The 14850-nt window shown below is 67.3% G+C and carries 16 protein-coding genes and 2 tRNA genes; 15 read left to right on the top strand and 3 right to left on the bottom strand.

All coding sequences use genetic code 11. The features are described from left to right. Positions 1–33: 33 nt before the first annotated feature. The 6 genes from RAN53_RS15005 to RAN53_RS14980 all read left to right on the top strand — a co-directional run bounded on the left by RAN53_RS15005 (position 34) and on the right by RAN53_RS14980 (position 5193). On the top strand, positions 34–897 hold the full coding sequence (locus tag RAN53_RS15005) for a putative RNA methyltransferase (protein ID WP_305797604.1): 864 nt from the start codon (positions 34–36) through the stop codon (positions 895–897). A 188-nt stretch (positions 898–1085) separates the two neighbouring features. Beyond that, on the top strand, positions 1086–1760 hold the full coding sequence (locus tag RAN53_RS15000) for a glutathione S-transferase family protein (RefSeq protein WP_305797603.1): 675 nt from the start codon (positions 1086–1088) through the stop codon (positions 1758–1760). Beyond that, positions 1754–2209 (top strand): YchJ family protein, encoded by a 456-nt coding sequence (locus RAN53_RS14995; protein WP_305797602.1) that lies wholly within the window; start codon positions 1754–1756, stop codon positions 2207–2209. Before RAN53_RS15000 ends, RAN53_RS14995 begins: the two co-directional genes overlap by 7 nt. Before the next feature lie 339 nt (positions 2210–2548). Continuing rightward, positions 2549–3100 (top strand): cytochrome P460 family protein, encoded by a 552-nt coding sequence (locus RAN53_RS14990; RefSeq protein ID WP_305797601.1) that lies wholly within the window; start codon positions 2549–2551, stop codon positions 3098–3100. Between the two features lie 113 nt (positions 3101–3213). Further along, the gene (locus tag RAN53_RS14985) at positions 3214–3660 is read left to right on the top strand and encodes a DUF6789 family protein (RefSeq protein WP_305797600.1); all 447 of its coding nucleotides are present in this window, start codon (positions 3214–3216) and stop codon (positions 3658–3660) included. Positions 3661–3915: 255 nt separating this feature from the next. Continuing rightward, positions 3916–5193 (top strand): dicarboxylate/amino acid:cation symporter, encoded by a 1278-nt coding sequence (locus RAN53_RS14980; protein WP_305797599.1) that lies wholly within the window; start codon positions 3916–3918, stop codon positions 5191–5193. Positions 5194–5394: 201 nt separating this feature from the next. Here RAN53_RS14980 and RAN53_RS14975 read toward each other — a convergent pair whose 3' ends face one another. Then, positions 5395–5598 (bottom strand): cold-shock protein, encoded by a 204-nt coding sequence (locus RAN53_RS14975; RefSeq protein ID WP_161431197.1) that lies wholly within the window; start codon positions 5596–5598, stop codon positions 5395–5397. Between the two features lie 311 nt (positions 5599–5909). On the opposite strand from RAN53_RS14975, the gene RAN53_RS14970 reads away from it, so the two are divergent. From RAN53_RS14970 to nadA, 6 genes are all read left to right on the top strand, one after another. Continuing rightward, complete coding sequence (locus tag RAN53_RS14970; protein ID WP_414842989.1) at positions 5910–6827, top strand: segregation and condensation protein A; 918 nt, start codon at positions 5910–5912, stop codon at positions 6825–6827. Then, positions 6824–7702, top strand: coding sequence for an SMC-Scp complex subunit ScpB (gene scpB / locus RAN53_RS14965; RefSeq protein ID WP_305797598.1), 879 nt, complete (start codon positions 6824–6826; stop codon positions 7700–7702). The genes RAN53_RS14970 and scpB overlap by 4 nt, the downstream gene beginning before the upstream one ends. Next, entirely contained in the window at positions 7699–8550 is an 852-nt protein-coding gene (gene rluB / locus RAN53_RS14960) for a 23S rRNA pseudouridine(2605) synthase RluB (protein ID WP_305797597.1), read from the top strand. Before scpB ends, rluB begins: the two co-directional genes overlap by 4 nt. A 76-nt stretch (positions 8551–8626) precedes the next feature. Continuing rightward, a tRNA-Lys gene (locus tag RAN53_RS14955) sits at positions 8627–8702 on the top strand. Positions 8703–8730: 28 nt separating this feature from the next. Then, a tRNA-Lys gene (locus tag RAN53_RS14950) sits at positions 8731–8806 on the top strand. A gap of 255 nt (positions 8807–9061) precedes the next feature. Next, complete coding sequence (gene nadA, locus RAN53_RS14945; RefSeq protein ID WP_305797596.1) at positions 9062–10090, top strand: quinolinate synthase NadA; 1029 nt, start codon at positions 9062–9064, stop codon at positions 10088–10090. Between the two features lie 167 nt (positions 10091–10257). Here the strand turns inward: nadA and RAN53_RS14940 are convergent, their stop codons facing one another. Further along, positions 10258–11724: a M48 family metalloprotease gene (locus RAN53_RS14940; RefSeq protein WP_305797595.1), complete on the bottom strand. Its 1467-nt coding sequence runs from the start codon at positions 11722–11724 to the stop codon at positions 10258–10260. A 132-nt stretch (positions 11725–11856) separates the two neighbouring features. Here RAN53_RS14940 and RAN53_RS14935 point away from each other — a divergent pair, with 132 nt between their 5' ends. Continuing rightward, positions 11857–12105 carry a sulfurtransferase TusA family protein gene (locus tag RAN53_RS14935; protein WP_305797594.1) on the top strand — a complete coding sequence of 83 codons (249 nt, stop codon included), beginning with the start codon at positions 11857–11859 and terminating at the stop codon, positions 12103–12105. Next, the gene (locus RAN53_RS14930; protein WP_305797593.1) at positions 12102–13202 is read left to right on the top strand and encodes an AI-2E family transporter; all 1101 of its coding nucleotides are present in this window, start codon (positions 12102–12104) and stop codon (positions 13200–13202) included. Before RAN53_RS14935 ends, RAN53_RS14930 begins: the two co-directional genes overlap by 4 nt. 28 nt (positions 13203–13230) lie before the next feature. Here RAN53_RS14930 and RAN53_RS14925 read toward each other — a convergent pair whose 3' ends face one another. Then, positions 13231–13719: a peroxiredoxin gene (locus RAN53_RS14925; protein ID WP_305797592.1), complete on the bottom strand. Its 489-nt coding sequence runs from the start codon at positions 13717–13719 to the stop codon at positions 13231–13233. Positions 13720–13951: 232 nt separating this feature from the next. On the opposite strand from RAN53_RS14925, the gene dapA reads away from it, so the two are divergent. After that, positions 13952–14836, top strand: coding sequence for a 4-hydroxy-tetrahydrodipicolinate synthase (dapA, locus tag RAN53_RS14920; protein ID WP_305797591.1), 885 nt, complete (start codon positions 13952–13954; stop codon positions 14834–14836). Positions 14837–14850: the final 14 nt, after the last annotated feature.

Raw genomic sequence — 14850 nt, 5'->3', positions numbered from 1 at the left:
GGCGCTCACTCAACGCGGACGACGAGGCGAGAGATGAGCAACACCCCCTTCGAGGCATTGGCCTGTCCGCTGGACGGCGAACCGTTGCGGCAGGGCGACGGTGCCTGGCGCTGCGCGGCCGGCCACGGCTTCGATATTGCCCGCCAGGGCTACGTCAACCTGCTGCCGGTGCAGCACAAGCGCTCCCGTGATCCGGGCGACAGCAAGGACATGGTGGCGGCGCGGCGCCGCTTTCTCGAGGCCGGCCACTACCGGCCGATCACCGAGGCCGTCTCCCGGATCGTGTTGGCGCAGGCGCCCGCCGGTGCCACCCTGCGTTGCCTCGACGCCGGCTGTGGGGAGGGCTACTACCTGCGTGAGCTGACCCGCTACTGGCAAGCTAGGGCCGACGACGAGCGGGCGTTGACCCTGTTGGGCGTGGATATCTCCAAGTGGGCGGTACTCGCCGCCGCCAAGCGTCACGAGGCCGCCACCTGGGTGGTGGGCACCAATGCCCACCTGCCGGTACAGGACAGCAGCCTGGACGTCGTGCTGTGTCTGTTCGGCTTCCCCGTTTACCCCGAATTCGCCCGCGTGCTGAAGCCGGGCGGCGTGCTGCTGAGGGTCGATGCCGGCCCCGATCATCTGCGTGAGCTGCGCGAGATCATTTATCCCTCCCTCAAGCCGCCGCGGGCCGATGACGAGACGCTGCCGCCAGGCTTTACGCCCCTCTCCCGGGAGGTGCTGCGCGACACCATCGACCTCGATGGCGCCGAGCCGATCGCCGACCTGCTGGCCATGACGCCTCACCTTCATCGCGCCAAGGCCGAGGGCCGGGAGCGGGCGGCGGCGCTGGAGTCGCTGACCGTGACCCTGGACGTACGGCTGACGCAATGGGTTTCCCATCCCGTGGGGTAAGGGTCCCTATTTCGCCGACCCCGATGGCCATCTCTGGGAGGTGGCCCACAACCCGGGCTTTCCCACCGATGCCGAGGGCAATACAAGGCTCGAGTGAGTGCCGACGCTGGCCGCTGAAGCCATACAGGGCTTTCGCGACCGGCGCGTGCGGGGCACCATGACCGGAAGACCGTTGCCGAGATACCGCCATGATCCGTCTCCACCACTGCATCAGCGCGCGTTCCTTCCGTCCCTTGTGGCTGCTGGAGGAACTGGGACTGCCCTATGAGCTGGTGATGCACCCCTTCCCGCCGCGGGTGCACGACGAGGCCTTCCTCGAGATTAATCCGCTGGGTACGGTGCCGGCGCTGTTCGACGGTGAGGTGGCCATGACCGAGTCCGCGGCCATCTGCCAGTACCTCGCCTCCCGGCTTCCCGAGGCGGGGCTGGAGGTGGCGCCGGACGAGCCGGCCTATGGCGACTATCTCAACTTCCTGCACTTCGGCGAGGCGACCCTGACCTTCCCCCAGACCCTGGTGCTGCGTTACGGCCACTTCGAGCCGCCGGAGCGGCGCCAGCCCCAGGTGGTGGAGGACTACGCCCGCTGGTGCCTGTCGCGTCTGCGCACCCTGGAGCCGCGCCTGGAACGGGAGCCCTTCCTGTGTGCCGGGCGCTTCACCGCCGCCGATGTCTCGGTGAGCTATGCGCTACTGCTGGCCGGCCACATCGGCCTGAGCGAGCGCTTCAGGCCCGCGGTGGCCGCCTACTGGGAGCGTTTGCAGCGGCGCCCGGCCTTCCGGCGTGCCCTGGCCGTGGAGCGAGAGGCGGCCCTGGCCCAGGGCGTCTCGCCCGAGTCCGCCATGGAGGTGGGCAAGGCATGCTGAGCTCCACCTTCTGTCCCTGTGGCAGCGGCCGGCCGCTCGCCGACTGCTGCGGGCGCTATCATGCCGGCGAGCCGGCGCCGACCCCCGAGGCGCTGATGTGCTCGCGCTACAGCGCCTTCGCGCTGCGGTTGACCGACTACCTGATGGCGACCTGGCACCCGAGCACCCGGCCGCAAGGTCTCGACTCGGACCCTGTGACCGTCTGGAAGCGTCTCGAGATACTCGAAAGTGGGGAGGAGGGTGAGCGGGGGAGGGTGCATTTTCGTGCCACCTTCCGCGAGGGGCGTCGCTGGGCGGTGCTCGAGGAGTCGTCGCGCTTCGTGCGTGAGGCAGGGCAGTGGTTCTATGTCGATGGTGAAACCGCCCTGCACCGGCTCAAGCCCGGCCGCAACGCGCCCTGTCCCTGCGGCAGCGGGCGCAAGTTCAAGGCCTGCTGCGGCCTGGCGTGAAGGATCAGGACGGCGTCGTTCCTGAGCTACACCGGCGCCGCGGCATATTCGCCTGGCCTGCGGGCGAGGCCGGCGCCTAGCGGGCATTGCGTGAAACGCTGCTGGCCTGGGCTTGGGCTTGGGCCTGGGGTGCCGGCCTTCTTACGAATCGGCCGGCCCCGGCCTGCCCGGGGCGTGCGCTTATGTCCCCTCCGTCAGCGCGGCGAGTCGGTCCATGATGAGACTCCTGGCGTTTCCCTGGAGACTCATGGAGCCCAATTGTCTAGAGCGCCTCCTATACTATCAAGCTGAGGTGATCGAACTTACATCAGTACCCCACCCAGAAAGAGGAGCGCGGTCATGACGACGACCAACGCAGTCGGCCTGGCGGCACTGCTGACATTGACCATGGCCCCGGTGTTCGCCGCCGACCTGGCGACGACGACCTTCCAGGACCATGTGGATAGCGAGGGCAACATCTCGCGACCGGCGGATGTCCGGCGCAGCTGGGTACACCTGGGGAGCTGGGCGGTCAATGACGCCGACGCCCCGGGGGCCGGTTTTCACGATGTCTACACCCAGCCCGAGGCCGCCCAGGCTTACCGGGACAGCGGCGAGTTCGCCGATGGCACCGTTCTCGTCAAGGAGATCCGCGGCATCGAGGCCGGCGAGAAGACCACCGGGCCGGCGCTGTGGGCCGGTGAGCCGAAGCTCTGGTTCGTGATGGTCAAGGACGGACAAGAGCGCTTCGACGGCCCCCACTGGGGAGAGGGCTGGGGCTGGGCGCTCTTCACGGCCGACGAGCCGGACGTGAATGCGTCCGAGAGCTTTGAAGGCACCTGCAAGGGCTGCCATACACCGGCGCAGCAGACCGACTGGGTGTTCGTCGAGGGCTATCCGACGCTGGAATGATTGCCACCTCCGACGCGATAGCGCCTGTTTGCCTGGTTGATGTGCCCGCCCGCGGGTTGGTCCGTGGTTGAGCGCCTACACTGAGAGTCACAGTGATAAGCCGGGAGGACGCCATGAATGCTCGCCTGTTACGAGGGTTGATGGCTGGGTTCACGGCCACCTTGGTCATCTCGTTGATTCTGGTTCTGCGCCTGGCGGCGGGAATCATCCCCTGGTACGACCCCATCGAGGTCATGAACCTGGCCGCTCAGGACCTGCTCGGTGCGCCGGACAGCCATCTGCTTGCCTGGGGCATTCACTTCGCTGTGGGCACGCTGATCTGGGGGCTGCTGTTCGCGCTGCTGGTCCCTTATCTTCCGGGCCGCACCCCCACACGGCGGGGCCTGGAGTTTGGCGTGGCCAGCTGGTTGGTGGTGATGGTCACGGTCTTTCCCCTGGCGGGTTCCGGCCTGTTCGGCCTGGGCTTCGGGCTGGTGGCTCCGCTGTCCATGTTGGTTGCCCATCTCATATTCGGCGCGGTGATCGGGGCCGTCTTCGGCTGGGCGGAAGGCGTGATCTAGCCCCGCGGTAGGCGGCGCTATGCCGCATGGATTCTAAGGGTTCCTGCCGGGCTGATCCTGGTCGCTCACGGTGCCCAGAAACTGTCTGATTGGTTCGGTGGTGACGGTCTGGAAGGGGCCGGGAAGTGGCCGGCCCGTGGCATGGTGACACGACGAGGCCTGCATGGATGTGCTCTCGCCCTGAACCTGGTCGTTGCACAATGGGCGCCGCGGGCCTATGGTCCGCGGCGTTCGTTGTTTTGTGAGGAGAGCGGAATGCCAACACCCTTGATATCCCTGTGGCGCGGTTATCGCGATGCCACGCTGATCCTGCGGGTGACCCTCGCCCTGGTGCTGGGCGTGGTGGTCGGCCTGGCCGGCGGGCCGACCGTCGCCGAGGTGCTGGCCCCGCTGGGCGAGCTGCTCATGCGGTTGCTGAAGTTCATCATCCTGCCCATCGTGCTGTTCACCCTCATGTCGGGAGTCAACCAGAGCCGTGCCGGTAGCCTCGGGCGGATCGGTCGCAAGGTGTTTCTCTACTACCTGGTGACCTCGGCGCTGGCGATCGTCGTGGGTCTCGGCGTCGCCTCCCTGCTGTCGCCGGGGGAGGGCATGACGCTCGATGGTGCCGGCTCTGTCTCGGTGCCCGACAATCCCGGCATCCTCTCGGTGGTGCTCGGCATCGTGCCCGACAACATCGTGGGCGCCTTCGCCGACCAGGACCTGCTCGGCATCATCTTCACCGCGCTGGTGTTCGGCCTGGGCGTGGCCCGGCTGCGCCAATCCGAGAGCCACGGCGAGCTGGGCGAGCGCCTGTACGGCTTGATCGAGGCGCTCAATGCCGTAACGCTCAAAGTGATGGGCGGCATCCTGCACTATGTGCCTGTCGGGGTCTTCGCCATCGTCGCCGGCACCGTTGCCCAGCAGGGTATCCAGACCCTGCTGTCGCTCGGCGACATGGTCGTGGTGCTATACGTGGCGCTGGGCGCGCAACTGCTGATCTACCTCGGCCTGCTCAAGGGCTTCGGCGTACCGGCACGGGCCTTCTTCCGCGAGGCGCGCACGCCCATGGCCACCGCCTTCGCCACCCAGAGCAGCTCCGGCACGCTGCCGCTGACGCTGGACGCCGCCAGTCGCCTGGGCCTGCCGCGCAGCCTCTACGGTTTCAGCCTGCCGCTGGGCGCGACGCTGAACATGGACGGGGCGGCGATCCGCATCGCCATCTCGGCGGTGTTCGCCGCCAATGTGATGGGTGCGCCGCTGGACTTGGTGAGCATGCTGCAGATCGTGGTAGTGGGCACGCTGATCTCGGTGGGGACCGCCGGGGTGCCGGGTGCCGGCATCGTGATGATCGCCACGGTGTTCGCCCAGGTGGGCCTGCCGATCGAGGCCGTGGCGCTGCTCACCGCTATCGACGCCCTGGTCGGCATGGGCTGCACGGCGCTCAACGTCACCGGCGATCTCGTCGGCACCGCCGTCATCGGCCGCAGCGAGGGCGAGCGCATCGACTCCGACGCCGAGCCACAGGCCGCCAGTCAGGGTGACGCGTCATGAGCGGCGACTGGCCTACCGGTGTGCCCTACATGGACAGCGAAGGCGATGCGTTGTCATTGCGCCCGGCATGCCTCTTGAGTTCGTTGAGGGACCACTTCAGTCGCGCGGGTGGCCATGCAGCAGGCGCACAACGAAACAGGGCCCGCCGAAGCGGGCCCTGTTGCACGAACCCTTGGGTTCGTCAGCGTTTCTGATCGAGGATCAGAGCGGCTTGATGTTCGAGGCCTGAAGGCCCTTCTTGCCCTGGGTCACGTCGAAGGAGACGCTTTGACCTTCTTGCAGGGACTTGAAGCCGTCAGCCTGAATTTCGGAGAAATGGGCGAAGACGTCATCACCGCCGTCGGACGGAGAAATGAAGCCGAAGCCTTTAGAATCGTTGAACCACTTCACGGTACCAGTCGTCATGTTAAATCCTTTCGCGCTTAGCGCCTTGCAAAGTTCCTGGTGTCACCCAGATGTATAGCGGGTAAAACAAGAATGATCATACAGGCGGTCGAAAGAATTCGAATGCTGCTGAAACCATGCTGCTTGCCAACCAACTGGCGCTAAGGTCTCATTCCTGGCGGCTCGAGTCAAACGCTTTCGTGATTTATTTTTCAGGGCGGCCGGCGACGGGAGCGCTGCGGGCGGTCCCGGTGGCTCGATCACGCTGTCTCCATTGGCACGCTCTTGCTAGACTGCGCCGTTGATCCTGCGTCCCCGGAGAGGCACGCCGCGTGAGCGCTACCCCCGATACCGCCAGCCTCGAACAGACTGCCGCCGACGCCGGTCATGCCGGGGTGCTCGGCAGGCTGTTCGATGAGCCGATCACCGAGCTTCCCGAGGATCTGTATATCCCGCCGGAAGCGCTGCGTGTGTTCCTCGAGGCCTTCGAGGGGCCGCTCGACCTGCTGCTCTACCTGATCCGTCGCCAGAACCTGGATATCCTGGCCATCGACGTGGCCGCCATCACCCGCCAGTACATCGAGTATGTGGAGCTGATGAAGGCCATGGAGATCGAGCTGGCCGGGGAGTACCTGCTGATGGCGGCGATGCTGGCCGAGATCAAGTCGCGCACCCTGCTGCCGCGCCCGCCGAAGGAGGGGGGCGATGATGAGGAGGAGGACCCGCGGGCCGAGCTGATCCGCCGGCTGCAGGAGTATGAGCGGCTCAAGAGTGCCGCCGAGTCGCTGGCCGAGCTGCCGCGCCTGGGGCGCGACTGGTTCCCGGCCCGGGCGGCGCTGCCGCCGCTGGAGAGCCGGGTGATCCACCCCGATGTGGGCCTGGATCAGCTGCTGGGGGCGCTGGCCGGTATCCTGCGCCGCGCCGAGCTCAATCAGACCCATCAGATCAGTCGCGAGGTGCTCTCGACCCGCGAGCGCATGCTGGCGATCATGGAGCGGCTCGAGGGTGGGCGCTTCACGCCCTTCGAGGCCCTGTTCTCCCTGGAGGAGGGGCGCGCCGGGGTGGTGGTCACCTTCATGGCGATCCTCGAGCTGGCCAAGGAGGCGATGATCGAGATCGTGCAGAACGCGCCCCTGTCGCCACTCCATGTGCGTGCCCGGGCTGCCACGGCCGAGGGCGCTGAGCTGGATGACCTGGAGGGCGAAGGGGAGGGCGCCTTCGAGGACGACGAGGGAGAGGGGGCGTCATGACCGCCATGGAGTTCCCCGATGCCCTGGACGAGATCCTCGAGGCGGCGCTGCTGGCCGCCGGCGAGCCGCTGGACCTGGAGCGCCTCGCGGCGCTGTTCGACGACCACGAGCGGCCGCCCCGGCGGGCCCTGCGCGAGGCACTGGAACGCCTGGGGAGCCGCCATGAGCGGGGGGCCATGGAACTGATCGAGACCGCCTCGGGCTATCAGCTGCGCATCCGCCCGCGGCTGTCGCCCTGGGTGTCGCGGCTGTGGGACGAGCGCCCCCAGCGCTACTCCCGGGCGCTGCTGGAGACCCTGGCGCTGATCGCCTATCGCCAGCCGGTCACCCGCGGGGATATCGAGGAGGTGCGCGGGGTCACGGTGAGCGGCTCGATCATGCGCACCCTGCTCGAGCGCGGCTGGGTCCGCGTGGTGGGCCATCGCGACGTGCCGGGACGACCGGCGGTCTATGCCACCACCAGGAGCTTCCTCGATGACTTCGGCCTCAAGACTCTCGACGAGCTGCCGCCCATGCATGAGCTGAAGGAGTTCGAGGAGCCGGAGGCGATGAAGGCGCTCGAGGAGGAGGGGCCACCCCCGGGTCAGGCCGAGATTCTCGCCCAGGCGGATGCGGCCCCGGAGGAGGGTGACGAGAAGGCGGGTGCCGACGAGGCGTCCGGGGCGGCTACACTAACGGAGGCGCCGGCCGAGGCCGGTGCGCCTGCTACGATGGCCGGGAAGGCCGACACAGACCACGCCGGGACGGCGTCCGAGCGGACAGGGCTGAGCTTCGCCGATCTCGAGGCTCGCCTGTCCGAACGTGCCCGGGGCCGCGTCGACGATGACGCTGCCCCGGGGACGGAATCCACACCCAGTGAGAACGACGATTCATGAGCAATACCAGCGAAAAACTGCAGAAGGTCCTGGCCCGCGCCGGGCTCGGTTCGCGCCGCGAGATGGAGACCGCCATCGCCGCCGGCCGGGTCCAGGTCAATGGCCAGGTGGCGACCCTGGGCGACCGGATCGAGACCCGCGACAGGGTGCTCCTCGATAACCGTCCGGTGACCCTGCGCGCCGCCGAGGAGGTGCCGCGGCGGGTGATCATGTACAACAAGCCCGAGGGCGAGCTGTGCACCCGCAAGGACCCCGAGGGGCGTCGCACCGTATTCGACCGCCTGCCGCGCCTCAAAGGCGAGCGTTGGATCGCCATCGGGCGCCTCGACATCAATACCAGCGGCCTGCTGCTGTTCACCACCGACGGGGAACTGGCCAATCGCCTGATGCATCCCTCCACCCAGGTGGAGCGGGAATACGCGGTGCGGGTGATGGGTGAGGTAGCCAAGGAGCAGGTGGTGGCCATGGTCGAGGGCGTGATGCTCGACGACGGACCGGCGCGCTTCACTGACGTCCAGGAGTTCGGCGGCGAGGGCATCAACACCTGGTTCCACGTGGTGATCATGGAGGGACGCAATCGTGAGGTGAGAAGGCTCTGGGAGTCCCAGGGGCTCACCGTCAGTCGCCTCAAGCGGGTACGCTACGGCAACATCTTCCTCGACAAGCGGGCCAAGGCCGGCGAGTGGGTGGAGCTTTCCCAGGAGGAGGTCGACGACCTGGCCGAGCTGGCGGAACTACCGACGCGCAAGGTGCCCGAGCTGACGCCGGACGAGAAGAATCGCTGGAGCCGCGACAAGCACAAGCGCAAGCCGGTGCAGGCGATGCGCAAGCCCAAGGCGAGGCGCTGATCACCCGAGGCGTTAGAAGGCAAAAAAATCCTTGCCAGCCAGGGGGTGAATCAGTAATATCTGCCCCCGTTCGGAAGGGTCGTTAGCTCAGTTGGTAGAGCAGTTGGCTTTTAACCAATTGGTCGTAGGTTCGAATCCTACACGACCCACCACTCCGGACTCTGGCTTGCTCGCAAGCTCGGGTCGTTAGCTCAGTTGGTAGAGCAGTTGGCTTTTAACCAATTGGTCGTAGGTTCGAATCCTACACGACCCACCAATTCAGACGCCCCGGCCTCCTTGAGGTCGGGGCGTCTTGCTGTGGGCCTGTTGCGGGCCGGCCCGTTGCGCCTGGGTGGTGATTTCTTGACCGGTAGTGGCCAATTGCCGGGCGTTGTGGGCTAGAATGGTAGCAAGAGCCGGCAGGCGAGAGACGCGGCCAGGCTCGCTGGCGCATCACACCACGCGGAGTGCGTGGGGGTGGTGCTCCCGTAATACGCAGGGGGAGCCCCTGCCTGTCACAGTGGTAGACACGATGACGATCATGACTTCCCGTGCCCAGGTGCGCGAGCACCTGACCCGCACTTACTGCCCCACCCGTATTCCCGCCGAGGACGAGGCGCGCGTCGAGGAGATCAAGCGGCTCCTCGAGGTCCACAATGCCGTCCTGGTGGCCCACTACTACACCGACGATGCCATCCAGCAGCTCGCCGAGGAGACCGGCGGCTGCGTGGCCGACTCCCTGGAGATGGCCCGCTTCGGCGCTCGCCATCCGGCCGAGACCCTGGTGGTGGCCGGGGTGCGCTTCATGGGCGAGACCGCCAAGATCCTCTCGCCGGAGAAGCGCGTGCTGATGCCGACCCTGGAGGCGACCTGCTCGCTGGACCTGGGCTGCCCGGCGGACGAGTTCGCCGCCTTCTGCGACCAGCACCCCGAGCGCACCGTGGTGGTCTACGCCAACACCTCGGCGGCGGTGAAGGCGCGCGCCGACTGGGTGGTGACCTCCTCGATCGCCGTGGACGTGATCGAGCATCTCCAGGCCCGCGGCGAGAAGATCCTGTGGGCCCCGGACAAGCACCTGGGTGGCTATATCCAGAAGCAGACCGGCGCCGACATGCTGCTCTGGGACGGTGCCTGCATCGTTCACGAGGAGTTCAAGGCCCAGGGGGTCGAGGACCTCAAGGCGCTCTATCCCGAGGCCGCGGTGCTGGTGCATCCGGAGTCGCCGGCCGCGGTGGTGGGGCTGGCCGACGTGGCGGGCTCCACCTCCCAGCTGATTCAGGCGGCCAAGGAGCTGCCCAACGACAAGCTGATCGTGGCCACCGACCGTGGCATCTTCTTCAAGATGCAGCAGGCGGTCCCGGAGAAGACGCTGTTCGAGGCCCCCACCGCCGGCAATGGCGCCACCTGCAAGAGCTGCGCCCACTGTCCCTGGATGGCGATGAATGGCCTGGACAACCTGGCCGATGCCCTGCGCCACGGCCGCGGCGAGATCCATGTCGACGCCGAGTTACGCCAGGCGGCGCTCAAGCCCCTGGAGCGGATGCTGAATTTCAAGAAGTAAGCGCCGAGCTCCAAGCGCCGAGTGACAAGAAACCCCGAAGGCTGAGGCCTCCGGGGTTTCGTTTGCTGTGGGCCACAATCAGAATGCTCACTTGCGGCTTGCGGCTTGCGGCTTGCGGCTTGCGGCTTGCGGCTTGCGGCTTGCGGCTTGCGGCTTGCGGCTTGCGGCTACTGAAACTCCTCCAGCGTCTCCCGGTAGCCGAGAAACGCCTCGTAGCGCTTTTCGATGCGCGCGGTGGTGGCGCTGTCGCCTTCACGCTCGGCCACCCGGCGGGCCACACCCAGCTGGCGGATGGCATCGGTGATGCGCCCGGTGAGCTGCTGGTGTTCGGCGCGGGCCAGGTGACCCAGGGCCTCGCGGCCGCTGCGCCCCGCGGCCTCGGTGAGCAGTGCAAACACGCGATGATCCTCGGGGCGCCGCTCGGCCAGGTCGCGCAGCAGTCGCCATGCCTCGTCGGCGTCGCGCTGGAGCAGCGCCTCGGCGAGGATGAGGGTGGTCGGCACATGCCCCGGGACCAGGCGCAACAGGCGCCGGCTGCGTTCGATGGCGTCATCGGTGTGCCCGGCCTCGAAGGCCACCTCGGCCGCCGAGGCCGGAATCAGGGTGAGGTCGGGCAGCTCCCGGGCCAGGGCATCGAGCCGGCGCAGCGCTGTCTCGGTATCGCCGCGTTCGGCGCTGACCAGGGCGTCGAGATAGCGCCTCGCCTCCCGGGGCGTTTCCTCCTGGGCCAGTCGCGTGGCGGCCTGGCCGGGGTCGCGCAGGTGGATCGCCAGCAGTGCCCGGGCGCGCACCAGATGATACTGCAGGTCCTCACGGCTATCCTGCCCCGCGAGCTGGGCGGCGCGTGAGGCGGTATCGCTGATGCGCGACTCGGTGAGAGGGTGGGTGAGCAGGAACTCCGGTGGCGTGCCACCCTGCAGGCTGGCCAGCCGCTGCATGGCGCGGAACATCGAGGCCATGGCCTCGGGGTCGTAACCGGCCTCGGCCATGACCTGCAGGCCCAGTCGGTCGGCCTCCTGCTCGTAGCGCCGTGAGTAGGCCAGCTGGTCCTGGATGAAGGCGGCCTGGGAACCCATGGCGACGCCGATGCCGGCATCGCCCCCGCCGGCGGCGGCGATCAGCATGCCGGCCAGCATGGCGGCCATGGCGGGAACCTGGGTCTGTTCGGCGCGGGCCCGACCGCGGGTGTAGTGGCGCTGGGCGAGGTGGCCGAGCTCGTGGGCCAGCACCGAGACCAGCTCCGCCTCCTTTTCGGCGAAGGCGAACAGCCCGGCGTTGACGCCGATCACGCCGCCTGGCACCGCGAAGGCGTTGAGGCGGTGGCTGTCGACCAGGGTCACCACCAGCTCGCTGCCGCCCAGCCCGCTGTGCGGGGCCAGCCGCGCTACCAGCGACTCGACATAGGCCTGGGCGAAGGGGTCCTGCCACTCCGGTGCGCGGGCACGGAACTGACGCAGCCAGGCGCGACCCAGCCGGAACTCCTCGCCATCGGCGGCCCGGCTGCCCGGGGTCGACAGGCTGGGCAGGCCGGCGTCGCTCTCCCAGCCGGGTTCGGTCCACTGGCCGGTGGCAGGCAGGGCCAGGGACAGGCCCAGCAGCAGGGCGATAACGCGGGGGAGGTGGCGCGACAGCATGGACAAGCTCTCCTTCGGGCGAGGCGGGCCCAGTCTCTGACATTGATTCGCCCCGCAAAGTGCCTTTAAATCCCTAGGGTTCCCGCTGCCGGCACGCCGGCGGCGTCATCCTGCATTCTTCCGGGAGTCTCCATGTCTCTGCAACCCGACCAAGTGCTCGACGTCTGCGGACTGCCGTGCCCGCTCCCCCTGCTCAAGGCCAAGCAGGCGCTCTCCAGGCTCGAGGTTGGTCAGCTTCTCGAGGTGAGGGCCACCGATGCCGGCTCCTGGCGAGACTTCGCCAGCTACATCGAGCAGAGCGACCACGAGATGCCGGCCAGGGAGGAGCGCGACAGTGTCTACCACTACTGGATCCGCAAGGGCGGGGAGCCCACCACATGACGCTGCGGGCGGTGCTCAAGGGCTGGGTCGACCACTACCTCTCCGATGAGGAGGCGGTGATCCTGCTGGTGGTGCTGGTACTGGGCTTCGCCGTGGTGATCTTCCTGGGGCGCATGCTGGCCCCCTTCCTCACTGCGCTGGTGATCGCCTTCCTGCTGCAGGGGGCGGTGAGCTGGCTGGAGCGGCGACACGTGCCGCATCTGCTGGCGGTGATCCTGGTGTTTCTGGGCTTCATGGGTCTGCTGCTGGCGCTGGCCTTCATCCTGATGCCGCTGATCTGGAACCAGCTGGTGACCCTGGTGCAGGAGACACCCCGGATGTTCGCCAGTGGCCAGCAGCTGCTCGACGACCTGCAGGCGCGTTACCCGCAGCTGATCACCCCGGACCAGATCCAGAACTGGATCGCCACCGCCGGGCGTGAACTGACCCAGCTGGGGCAGCGCGCCCTGACGCTGTCGCTGGCCTCGCTGGGCAACGTCCTGGGATTGATCATCTATCTGGTGCTGGTGCCGATCCTGGTGTTCTTCCTGCTCAAGGATCGCGAGCGGCTGGTGGACTTCATCCTGTCGCTTTTGCCCCGCAAGCGGACCCTGATGACCCGCATCTGGCACGAGATGGACAGCCAGATCGCCAACTATGTGCGCGGCAAGTTCATCGAGATCATGATCGTGGGCACCGTGGCCTTCCTCACCTTCGCCTTCTTCGGGCTGCCCTATACCGCCCTGCTCTCGGTGATGGTGGGGTTCTCGGTGCTGGTGCCCTATATCGGGGCGGCGGTGGCCACGCTGCCGGTGGCCGCGGTGGCGGGCTTCCACTTCGGGATGACCGACGAGTTCCTCTATGTGCTGGTCGCCTATGGGGTCATCCAGGCGCTGGACGGCAATGTGCTGGTGCCGGTGCTGTTCTCCGAGGCGGTCAACCTGCACCCGGTATCGATCATCGTGGCGGTGCTGTTCTTCGGTGGGATCTGGGGCTTCTGGGGGATCTTCTTCGCGATTCCCCTGGCGACCCTGCTCAAGGCGCTGGTCTACGCCTGGCCGCGGGGGATCAAGCGCCACCGCCAGGTTGATGGTGGTGAGGTGGCGGCGGAGAAGTGAGGGCCGCCGCGGGCGGCCCTGGTGGCTGTCACGCGCTGGCGAGGCTGCCGTCGTTCAGGGCCTGGGCCGCCTCGAGTACCTCCTGAGCGTGGTCCTTGACCTTGACGCCGCGCCACTCCCGGGCCAGCTTGCCTTCGCTGTCGATCAGGAAGGTGCTGCGTTCGATGCCGAGATGCTCCTTGCCGTACATCTTCTTGAGCTTGATGACGTCGAAGACCCCGCACACCGTCTCGTCCTTGTCGGAGATGAGGTCGAAGTTGAACGCCTGCTTGGCCTTGAAGTTTTCCTGGGCACGGATGCCATCCCGGGAGACGCCGAGGATCACGGTGTTGGCGGCGTCGAAGGCCGCCTTGCGGTCACGGAAGTCGCCGCCTTCGGTGGTGCAGCCGGGGGTGCTGGCCTTGGGGTAGAAGTAGACCACCACCTGGCGGCCCTTGAGGCCGGAGAGGGTGACACTCTTGTCACCGGTGGCGAGGGCGGTGAAGTCGGGAACCGGTTGGCCGATGCTGACGCTCATGAAAGCCTCCTGGATGAGAACCTGGGTGAGAGTGGCGAGGGATCGATTACACGCAACCGTCGCCCGGCTGTCAAAGCGCTCCGCGGAAAGTGATGGTGCCGCTGTACAGGCTCGGGCCGCCTGAGTACCATTTGCTCCCTGGGGCAGTGTGCTGCCCAGTTTTCGCTCCGGTGCGGCCGGGGCGCCGCGCGGCAATCGAACCGGCAGCAGTCGAACCGAGAGGATAGAGAGGATGGTCACGGGAAGCATCGTCGCCCTGGCGACGCCGATGAAGGTCAATGGCGATATCGATTGGGAGGCGCTGCGTCGCCTGGTGAACTTCCATCTCGACCATGGCACCGATGGTATCGTCGCCGCCGGTACCACCGGCGAGCCCACCACCATGTCCTTCGCCGAGCACTTCGACGTGATACGCGCCGTGGTGGAAGAGGTCGACGGGCGCATCCCGGTGATCGCCGGCACCGGCGCCAACGCCACCTCCGAGGCCGTCGAGCTGGCCCGCTACGCCAGCGAGGTGGGGGCGGACTACTGCCTGTCAGTCTGTCCCTACTACAACAAGCCGACCCAGGAGGGGCTCTATCGCCACTTCAAGGCGGTGGCCGAGGGCAGCGAGCTGCCGGTGATCCTCTACAACGTGCCCGGCCGCACCTGCTCCGACCTCTATAACGAGACGGTGCTGCGCCTCGCCGAGGTAGACAACATCGTCGGCCTCAAGGATGCCACCGGCAATCTGGAGCGCGCCGAGGACCTGATCGGTCGCCTCAAGGGCAGCGGCTTCATGCTCTATTCGGGCGATGACGGCACCGCCTGCGACTTCATGCTGATGGGCGGCCACGGCGACATCTCGGTGACCGCCAACGTCGCGCCCCAGGCCATGCACGACCTGTGTGCCGCCGCGGTGAGCGGCGATGCCGAGCATGCCCACCAGCTCAACACCCGCCTGATGCCGTTGCATACCAATCTGGGCATCGAGTCCAACCCGATTCCCGTCAAGTGGGCGCTGCAGCGCATGGGGCTGATCGAGCCGGGCATCCGCCTGCCGCTTACCTGGCTCTCGGAGAAGTACCACTCCACCATCAGCGAAGCCCTGCAGCTGGCCGGGCTGATCGACGACTGATCGGCACCGCGCCG

The sequence above is a fragment of the Halomonas sp. SSL-5 genome, from assembly GCF_030708455.1.
Taxonomy (GTDB): Bacteria; Pseudomonadota; Gammaproteobacteria; order Pseudomonadales; family Halomonadaceae; genus Halomonas.
The sequence above is the reverse complement of the archived record's forward strand: the minus strand, read 5'-3'. Positions and strand labels throughout refer to the sequence as shown.